Below are 8,391 nucleotides of genomic sequence, written 5' to 3' on the forward strand. Positions count from 1 at the left end.
GCAACTTACAATAAGCAGCCCAACACCCGGTAAATTCTTTTGATACCACTGCACGACGACAACCCTACAGAGAGCACACCGTTTCTCACTGTCGGTCTGATCGGTGCGTGTGTACTGATTTACCTGTGGCAATGGTCGCTGGGGCCAGAACAGGTGGCGGCTGTATATGCGTTGGGTGCGATCCCGGCAGTGGTGTTTGACCATGCCAGACTTTCACCGGAACTGGAGTGGATCGCACCCGCGTTAACGCCGGTCACGTCCATGTTTCTCCATGGCGGGTTCATGCATCTTGCAGGAAATATGCTTTATCTATGGATCTTTGGTAACAACATCGAAGATGCCATGGGGCACGGCCGTTTCATCGTCTTTTATGTCATCTGCGGCATTGTCGCTGTTCTGGCACAGGCTTTACCGAACACCGAATCGACGGTGCCCATGATCGGTGCCAGTGGAGCGATATCCGGTGTGCTCGGCGCCTATCTGCTGCTTTATCCGAAGGCACGGGTACTGGTGCTGATTCCGCTCGGGTTTTTTCTGTATACGATGCGGCTTAAAGCTGGAATAGTGCTGGTGATCTGGTTCGTGATGCAGATTCTGAGTTCACTCACGACAGGTGACGGGCCCGGGGTGGCTTGGTTCGCCCATATTGGGGGCTTTGTTGCCGGTGTTGTGCTGGTGCCCTTTTTCAAGCGGCGTCAGGTGTCTTTATTTCAGCCCGCCCACAGTCAGGACGGCTGGCACCAAAAGAAGCGGCGACCTTGATGCAGTGGGCTAAAAACGATAGCCGTTCGACCTGCCGCTGGTTGGGCTGGATGCTGTGTCTCGGTATTGGCTGGCGGGTGCTGCGCTGGTCCCTGGGCATGCCGATGTGGGGTGATGAAGTCATGCTGGCACTTAATTTTCTGGATCGCAGCTGGGATGGTTGGCTGCAGCCGCTCGATATGGGACAGGTTGCACCTCCCTTGTTCATGTTACTGCACGGCACCCTCATGCAGATCTCGGGCTATTCGGAATGGATCCTGCGATTACCAGCGCTCGTGTTTGGGATTGCCGCGCTGCTGCTGTTTGCCCGGTTTGCCTATGATGTGGTTGAGCAACGCTCTGCACTGTGTGCGGTGGCTGTGCTGGCGGTGGCCTATTACAGCGTCCGCCATGGCAGTGAATTCAAACCCTACGCGCTGGATCTGCTGCTGGCTGTGGGCCTGTTGTTTGCGGGCCATCGGTTTCGGTGCAATCCGTTTGGCCGCTGGCAGATCAGCGGCCTGGTTCTGGTTATTGTGCTGGCGCCGCTGTGTTCATTCCCCTCCGTCTTCGTGACTGCGGGGGTCATCACAGGTCTTTTGGCCGATGCCCTGGTGAAACGTGAACGCTACAGACTGTATCTCACGCTCGGGATCGTGGTGCTTGCCATCATCATGGTTGTCACGCAATACACGGTCATCATCGTGCCTCAGGCACAGGCCAGCGAACTGCTTAAAACGCTCTGGCAAGGGGGATTCCCTCCCGGGAATGGGTTCGGATTTCTCGGTTGGTTTGTGGCGCAGTCTGCTGGCCGGCTGATGGCTTATCCGCTGGGCGGTCGACACTTCGGCAGTGTTCTGACGCTGCTTCTGGTGTGTGTCGGTGCGATTTCTCTCTATAGGACACGGCAGTGGTTCCTGCTGTGGATTATATTGATGCCGTTTGCAGGTAACGTGGTAGCTGCCGCGTTGCATTGGTATCCCTATGGACAAAGTGCCCGAATAGCGCAACACCTGGCGCCGTCGATCTGCCTGCTTGCGGGTGTGGGGGTGGTTACTGCGCTGTCGGGACGACCCAAAAAGTGGGTACACAGACGGCTGGTTTGGGTGTTGTGCGGGCTGAGTGTTATCGGTCTCGGCGGCATGGCCGAGGTGATGGCCCGGCCCTACAAGTCACGCGGCGACCTGTCGGCGCGTGACTTGATTCAACAGACCCTGCCGGCCCTGGACTGCCGGACACTTCAGGTGGTCAATACGGTCGATACCGTTCCGGTCAATTTTCGCTGGTACTTGGCGATCGACTCCGCGACGCGTTTTGGGGTAGACCCGTTCGAGGCGCTTGAGTACAAAGACGAACCGGTGTGCTTGCTGCTTTTTGATGCCAAGCGTGATCCTGACACTGCAAACCGGTTGGAGCATGCACTCAAAAAGATCAGCGCATCACAGCAGTTGATCCGGGATGAAGTTCAGACTGCGTATATCTATGGGGGTACGCATCACCCGCACCAGGTGCGCTCTATCGTGGTGTCTGGTGGGTGAACACTTGTGCATGATTTTCCTGATATGAAACAAGTTCACACGGGCCGACCGCTGGCGTGCATTTCGAGCCCGGCGTGCAACCCCGGGTGAACCGATCAGCTGAGTGAAGACGCATGGAACTGCCCACACTTAAGATTGATCGTGCGCAGGCGTTGTCAGAACTGGCAACGGTGTCAAAAACCAATCGCCATCGCAGTGGATTGATACTGACCGGAAGTGAGGCATGGTGCCTGGATGCGGCGCGGGATATCTACAGCGGGTCCGACATGGGTTCCGCCCGACTGTGGATCGGTACTCATCCGATGACAGGCTTCGATGCAGTGGCCGCTAAAAAGGCCCATCAGGTTCTGGGGCAGACCTACGATGTGGTGGTGTTCAACGGTCGCTCAGGGTTCGATGTCGATGCTCTGGGTGCAGTCAGCGGAACTATCCGAGGTGGTGGGCAGTTGTGTCTATTAATGCCCCCGTTTGCGCACTGGTCAACCTACGCGGATCCCGTACGGACCCGCTTTACGGCGTTCGGTTATTCAGAGACCGACATCAAGCCACGCTGGTTTTCTCATCTACAACGATCTATTGCCGAATCAACAGGGGTCTTGATGCTGGACCAGACCGGTGTGGTACGCGGTCGCTTGCCCAGGTTACAGCGTGAACCGGAGACCGATACTGAGTTAAACGATGCGGACTGCGTCACATCCGATCAGGTCGACGCGGTGGAGGCGGTGATCCGTGCCGCCACTGGGCAGCGCCGCAAACCGGCCATACTGATCTCGGATCGGGGCCGGGGAAAATCTGCCGCACTGGGGATCGCTGCCGCACGGCTTTTACGGCAGGGGCGAGGCCGAATTGTCGTCACTGGCCCGCAGCGGGAAACTGTCACCACCCTGTTGGACCACGCGGCCCGGTTACTGCCGGAGGCCAGACGATCCAAGAACCGGCTGCGATGGTGCAACTCATCGATAGAGTTTCTGGCGCCAGACCGGATCAGTGACCGGACTGCTGACGACACCATGGTCATGATTGATGAGGCAGCCGCCATACCCCTGCCGCTGTTAACGGCAGTCGTGAAAAACAGCAGCCGTCTGGCGTTGGCGACCACGGTACACGGCTACGAGGGCACTGGCCGGGGGTTCGAACTGCGCTTTGGTCCGCTGCTGTCTTCGCAAATGCGGGGCGAGCGCCGGGTTACGTTGATAACCCCTGTGCGCTGGGCAGCCGGCGATCCCTTGGAACGTTTTATATTCCGCGCATTGATGCTGGATGCCGGGGCGACAACATCGGCGGATAGGCCGATAGATCCAACCCGCGGCTTCCACACCGAGCGGCTTGATCGCCATGCCCTGGTGCAAAATCGTAATCGGCTCGACCAGTTGTTTGGCCTGTTGGTGGCATCGCACTACCGCACCCGCCCCAGTGACCTGCGTTACCTGCTGGATGCCCCGGGTGTGTCGGTCTACGGCGTTTGCTGTCAGTCTGCAATTGTGGGCGCCGCCCTGGTGGTGCGCGAAGGAGGATTGGCCGCAGACCTTGCCCGCGATGTAATACGTGGTCGCCGTCGACCCCGCGGCCATCTGTTGCCCGTATCGATCGGCACTCATCTTGGCATTGAGACCGCACCGCAGCTGACGTATCAGCGTATTGTGCGTATCGCAGTTCGTCCTGAACTGCGGCGCCAGGGGCTGGGATCAAGGTTGATTAACTGTATTGCCAAAGACGCGCATCAGACAGGACACGATTGTCTGGGCGTCAGCTTCGCTGCCGATCTGGAACTGGTGGACTTCTGGTCAAAGGCTGCCATGCAGCCCATCCGGCTGGGGGTGACCCAGGGCAAATCCAGCGGAGCTAACGCGCTGTTGATGCTGACAGGGTTGACCACGGCCGGGGAGTACCTCACGCGCCGCGCCGCGCACCTTTTTAGCCGTCGTCTGCCGGATCAGTTGGCAGATCCTCTTCGAAAAGCCGACCCGAGTCTGGTGCTGTGTCTGTTGAATAAAGGCTTAAAAGCCAAATCACCCGATCCCGATGAGTTGCTCACGGCAAGTGCATTTGCAGCGGGGCAGCGCGGTTACGCAGAATGTGTCGCCGAACTGGTCACGGTCTCCTACCACCTGCTCACCGATCAGCTGGCCGGGCCGCAGGACAAAACCGGTGCGCTGTGTCTGGTACTCAAGGTGCTGCAGAAGCGGTCCTGGGCTGACTGTGCGGCTGTTCTAGGCCTGGCTGGCCGAAACGATGTGACTGCACTGTTGCAACGGACGATCAGCACTTACTGTGAGGCAGCGAAGACGCCCACTACCACATGCGCTTACGGGTCGCCGGGGAGTGTGCGAACCTAAACGGTTGTTCGGTCGGTTACGGCACCAGCCAGCGGTTGGTAACAGCCCCGTCGGCAGCCCAATCGAACTGTGCCCGGCGGTGACCCTGGGCTGCGAGATAGAGCCATTCGAGCCGTTCAACCTTGATGATCACCGCGGTAAAGTAGCAAAACCCCGCTTCTGACTCGGCCGCTTCGGGTACGCGATTTTCAAGGTCAGTTGGAAGACCGGAGGTGGGCATGCCGGCGCTTGAGCCCGGCACTTCTTGCGCGAGATAGCAGCGGCGGCTGGAGAGTGGTGTCTGTGCCCAGATTTCGCGGGCAACGTCGTTTTCCTGATGGATGATCGCAGTCGCGTCCAGGCGAAGCTGGATCTTTTCGTCGGGGTGATAGGTGAGCACCTGACACGTCGGCTGGCGGTGCAGTTCTTCGACCTTGGCAGAACGGCTGTCTGTGTGGATGTGCAGCTCACGTGTGGTACGAACGGTATCCCGCAGGACCACCGTGCGTGCACGGGCAGTGTGATCTTTGCCACAGCTGACCAGCACGGGGGTGTGCATGGGTGAGTGCCTGTTGCGGGCAGCATCCTCGAGCAGTAACCAGGCTTTTTCAAGCGTTTGCGGCAGGTCGTTATAGAACGTAGCCTCTTCAAGTTCCGGGGTTTGCATCGTATTCATAGGCAAGATGTCGGTTGCTGATTTCTCGTTTACGGCAAAAAAGGGCACAATAGGCGAAATTAAGTTCCTAGTTATGCCACAACTGAGTCACCCGGTCAGGTTTTACTCAGGCCGCGATCGGTTATCTGTGTGGTTAGCCCCACGAATTTCTCCCGGAATGTACCCCCCGAATCTTTATGCCGCACCGGCGCACCGAACAGAATTGAATCAAGCGGACAAGACAATGTCGACCGTGGCGGTTGTGACCACGTTTAATCCGGACCTGTCTGTACTGCGTGAGCAGTTGGGTCGTACCGTGCCGCAGGTCAAACAGCTGATTGTGGTGGACAACGGCTCAGTTGCAGCTGATTCAATCCGGGCGCTGGTCGAGGAATTTGCGAAGACCCGCTGGTTCAGTCTGGGTGAAAATCGGGGTTTGGGTTATGCGCATAATGTGGGTATCCAACAGGCCCTGGAACGGGGTGCCGGGTCGGTACTGATCCTGGATCAGGACACGCTGCCGGAACCGGATATGGTCAGCGTGCTGGCTGAAACGCTGGTATCGTCCAGCGCTCCGGATTCCCGTGTTGCGGCAGTGGGTGCCCGATATGTGGGTGTGCAGAGCAGCCATCCATCGTTTTTCGTTCAGTTCCGCCGATTTCGCTTCAAGAAGTGTTTCTGCACAGAATGCGGTGTCCGACAGGTGATTCCAGCGGATGTGCTGATCTCATCGGGCGCGCTGTTTTCCGCCCGCGCACTGCGTGAGATCGGCACTATGGATGAAGGCCTTTTTATTGATCACGTCGATACCGAATGGTTTCTACGTGCCCATCACCGGGGCTGGCGGTCTTACGGTGTCTGTGACGCAGTGATGCGGCACAGTTTGGGTGAGCGGACTTTTCGCGTCTGGCTTGGCCGCTGGCGTTACCTGCCTATACACAAGCCGTTTCGCTACTACTATATCTACCGCAACAGTGTGCTGCTGTATCGCCGGTCTTACCCCACGATACGGTGGAAACAGACCGATGTCCTTCGCTTGCTGATGATGTTCGTGATGTTTGCGCTGTTTGCCGGAGACAGGGTAGAAAACCTCAAAATGATGTGTCGGGGCATTGCCGATGGGTTTCGGGACCGGGATGGCCGTCTGGATGCGGCGCGCTGACACTAAAGATTTCGAGTCAGTGCTCAAAGCCAGCGTTCTAAATTCGAGCGATCAAGTACTCGGTCTACTGTGCGCTTACAATAGTCGGGTGGGAACTTACCCGGGTGCCGCTGTTACAGGGGCCACCACACCGAAGTCGCCTGACCCGGAAAGTGGATCATCCTAAAGAGAGTTATTCAGATTGCCTTCGAGTCTCAAACACACCTTAATGCAGTCAGATTACCACTTGGACCCTGCGACCGGTGTCTGGTCACAGCCAGAATTTAACAGTATTGACTACAGTGACGGTGAGGAAACAGAGCAACAGCTACAGCACATCATTGACACCGCGTCTGATATCTCTTCACTCTCGCCAGAACTCCGGCAGCACTGTGCAGACTGGCCGACCACCTATCATCTATCGGGCCTGCGTGCCAACATCCTGCGACCGTTTGAGATTACCGAAGACCACGACGTCCTCGAGATCGGCGCGGGTTGTGGTGCGCTCAGTCGTTACCTCGGTGAATGCGGTGCTTCAGTGCTGGCCCTGGAAGGCAGCTTGCGCCGTGCGCGTATCGCCCGCTCGCGCACGCGCGATCTGGACAATGTGACGGTCGTTGCAGAAAAACTCTCGGCGTTTGAGACGCCACAAAAATTTGACGTGGTCACATTGATCGGGGTGCTGGAGTATGCGGCCCTGGACGATGGCGACGATGATCCAGCAATAACCATGCTCAGCAAAGTGGCTTCTTTGCTGAAACCCGAAGGGTTCGTGATTCTTGCCATCGAAAATCAGTTGGGTCTTAAATATTTTGCCGGTGCACCGGAAGATCATATCGGGCAAGCGATGTACGGCGTGGAAGGTCGCTACGAAAAATCGCAGCCGCGAACCTACGGCCGCCAGGACCTGGTGCATCGGTTGAGCACTGCGGGTCTGAATGCAACGGCATTTATGGCGCCGTTCCCGGACTACAAGCTGCCGGTCTCGATCGTGACCGAGGCGGGTTTTTGCAGTGATGGATTTGATGCCGGCGCGTTGGCCTGGCAGAGCGTGCGACGGGATCCCCAGCTACCGGTGCTGTTGGGTTTTGCACCCGAAAGGGTATGGCCTGAGATAATCCGGAATGGGCTCGGGCTTGATCTCGCCAATTCATTTCTGGTCGTGGGGGCGCACGCTTCGCACGCTTTACCCAAGCGTGAAGTACTGGCCTGGCACTACAGCACCGACCGCGCGCCGCAGTACTGTCGTGAAGCATGTTTTTCAGTCGACGCAACAAACGACGTCACAGTGTCGTACCGGCGGTTGTGCCCGGAGAGTGTGTCTGACAATTCCGATTCCGCATCGGTTCGTTTTGACTGCCCGCAAAACGTGCGGTATACCTCGGGCCGGTTGCTGTCTCAGGAATTTGTCGAGCTGATGGGTAGAGACGGCTGGTCCACCGGAGCCGCTGGTGGGTTTGTGCGCCGCTACGGTGCTATCCTGGAGATACTGCGCCGTGGAGAAGGCGAGATTCGAAGCATCTCAAGGGTTACGGATCGGTTGCCGGGCAACTATCTGGACGTGATTCCGCAGAACATCATCCTTCAGGATGTCGATACGCCAGTAATCATTGACAACGAGTGGTGCCTGACCACAGACGTGGAATTCGGCCACTGTGTACTTCGTGCGTTGCTGCTGCTGATGGCTGCGATCACGCGATTCGGCGTTCCCGCCGATGGCCGCACCTATACGCGCCAGGCATTTGTCGAAGCCGTTTTTGCTGACAGTGGATTTGCAATCACCGCCTCGGACATCACACGCTACATCGCCCTAGAAGCCGATATTCAGGCGCAGATCACGGGTCGTTCGAGACCTGAGTTCCTTAACTGGCTGCCCGATGAGCCTCTTGTCATTCAGAGCATGCACTCGGTAATTAGCGAGATAAGAGATTACCAGCAAATTATGGATAAACTCGCTTCCCTACAAACTGAAATACACAACCACCAGTCCATTGGGGCGGA

6 protein-coding genes are annotated in these 8,391 nt (G+C 57.4%); 5 read left to right on the forward strand and 1 reads right to left on the reverse strand.

Annotated elements, in window-relative coordinates; genetic code table 11:
• Window positions 1-39: 39 nt before the first annotated feature.
• The 3 genes from MK323_07235 to MK323_07245 all read left to right on the forward strand — a co-directional run bounded on the left by MK323_07235 (window position 40) and on the right by MK323_07245 (window position 4,615).
• Window positions 40-762, forward strand: coding sequence for a rhomboid family intramembrane serine protease (locus MK323_07235; protein MCH2481953.1), 723 nt, complete (start codon window positions 40-42; stop codon window positions 760-762).
• Window positions 762-2,279, forward strand: a complete 1,518-nt coding sequence (locus tag MK323_07240; protein ID MCH2481954.1) for a glycosyltransferase family 39 protein — start codon at window positions 762-764, stop codon at window positions 2,277-2,279. The genes MK323_07235 and MK323_07240 overlap by 1 nt, the downstream gene beginning before the upstream one ends.
• Before the next feature lie 113 nt (window positions 2,280-2,392).
• Window positions 2,393-4,615 carry a GNAT family N-acetyltransferase gene (locus tag MK323_07245; GenBank protein MCH2481955.1) on the forward strand — a complete coding sequence of 741 codons (2,223 nt, stop codon included), beginning with the start codon at window positions 2,393-2,395 and terminating at the stop codon, window positions 4,613-4,615.
• Window positions 4,616-4,631: 16 nt separating this feature from the next.
• On the opposite strand, the gene MK323_07250 is transcribed toward MK323_07245, so the two are convergent.
• Complete coding sequence (locus MK323_07250) at window positions 4,632-5,270, reverse strand: pyridoxamine 5'-phosphate oxidase family protein (protein MCH2481956.1); 639 nt, start codon at window positions 5,268-5,270, stop codon at window positions 4,632-4,634.
• 223 nt (window positions 5,271-5,493) lie between these two features.
• Between MK323_07250 and MK323_07255 the strand changes: the two genes are divergently transcribed.
• Together MK323_07255 and MK323_07260 are read left to right on the forward strand one after the other, a co-directional pair.
• Window positions 5,494-6,411, forward strand: a complete 918-nt coding sequence (locus tag MK323_07255) for a glycosyltransferase family 2 protein (GenBank protein ID MCH2481957.1) — start codon at window positions 5,494-5,496, stop codon at window positions 6,409-6,411.
• Between the two features lie 208 nt (window positions 6,412-6,619).
• On the forward strand, window positions 6,620-8,391 hold a 1,772-nt coding region (locus tag MK323_07260; GenBank protein MCH2481958.1), incomplete at its 3' end, for a class I SAM-dependent methyltransferase.

This window comes from Gammaproteobacteria bacterium, assembly GCA_022450155.1.
In the GTDB taxonomy this organism is placed as follows: domain Bacteria; phylum Pseudomonadota; class Gammaproteobacteria; order Arenicellales; family UBA868; genus REDSEA-S09-B13.

Excerpts from the sequence above, each read along its gene's own strand:
- MK323_07250 (MCH2481956.1), bottom strand. The coding sequence starts at position 5,270 with ATGAATACGATGCAAACCCCGGAACTTGAAGAGGCTACGTTCTATAAC.
- MK323_07240 (MCH2481954.1), top strand. The coding sequence starts at position 762 with ATGCAGTGGGCTAAAAACGATAGCCGTTCGACCTGCCGCTGGTTGGGC.
- MK323_07245 (MCH2481955.1), top strand. The coding sequence starts at position 2,393 with ATGGAACTGCCCACACTTAAGATTGATCGTGCGCAGGCGTTGTCAGAA.
- MK323_07255 (MCH2481957.1), top strand. The coding sequence starts at position 5,494 with ATGTCGACCGTGGCGGTTGTGACCACGTTTAATCCGGACCTGTCTGTA.